The sequence below is a fragment of the Burkholderia sp. E168m15 genome, from assembly GCF_016586105.1.
Taxonomy (GTDB): Bacteria; Pseudomonadota; Gammaproteobacteria; order Burkholderiales; family Burkholderiaceae; genus Burkholderia; species Burkholderia orbicola.
Genome location: NZ_BCPO01000247.1, coordinates 1 through 810, shown reverse-complemented (window position 1 = coordinate 810; position 810 = coordinate 1). Strand labels below are relative to the sequence as shown.

The 810-nt window shown below is 76.2% G+C and carries 2 pseudogenes; both read left to right on the top strand.

Features of this window, described 5'->3' with window-relative positions:
* A pseudogene (locus JMF86_RS34895) lies at positions 1–450 on the top strand (recombinase RecA); the annotation flags it as partial.
* A pseudogene (locus JMF86_RS34890) lies at positions 383–810 on the top strand (DNA polymerase Y family protein); the annotation flags it as partial. The pseudogenes JMF86_RS34895 and JMF86_RS34890, both read left to right, overlap by 68 nt.

Genomic DNA, 810 nt, shown 5'->3' with positions numbered 1-810 from the left:
CAGTCGCCGCATGCCACCGCGCTCGCCAGTCTCGGCGTGCCGGCCGATACGCTGCTGTGGCTGCGCGCCGGTAGCCGCACCGATGCGCTGTGGGCCGCCGAGCAGGCGCTCAAGACCGGCTGTTGCGGCGCGCTGCTGCTCTGGCAGGACGCGCGCCCCGATGCGCTGCGGCGCCTGCATCTCGCGGCCGCGCGCACCGGCGACACGCTGTTCGTGATGCTGCGTCCGCTGTCGGCCGCGCGGCAGCCGTCGCCGGCCGTGCTGCGCGTCGCGCTGTATCCGGTGCCGGGCGGCGTGTCGCTCGACATCGTCAAGCGTCGCGGGCCCGCGCGCAGCGAGCCGCTCGTGCTCGATTTGCCGTCGCCCATCGTGGAGAGCCGCTATGCGCGTCTTGCTCGGCATCCATCTGCCGCGCCTGCCGCTCGACGTGTGCGCCCCGCCGCCGTCTGACGCGGCGGCCGGCGAGGCCAGCGAGGCAGGCTGCGCGGTGCTCGAGCAGGGTGTCGTGCTGATCGCCGATGCGGCCGCGCGCCGGCAGGGCGTGCGCGCGGGCATGAAGCGCGGCGGCGTGCTCACGCTCGCGCCGGACACGCTGCTCGTCGAGCGCGATCCCGCCCGCGAAGCCGATGCGCTGCGCGCGGTCGCGCTCGCGTTGCTGCGCTTCTCGCCGTGCGTCGCGCTCGGCGACGAAGCCACGCTGATCGTCGACGTCGGTCCGAGCCTGCGGCTGTTCGGCGGGCTGCCGTCGCTGTGCCGCCAGGTGCGCGCGACGCTCGCGGCGCTCGGCTACGCGGCGCGCCTGGCCGCCGC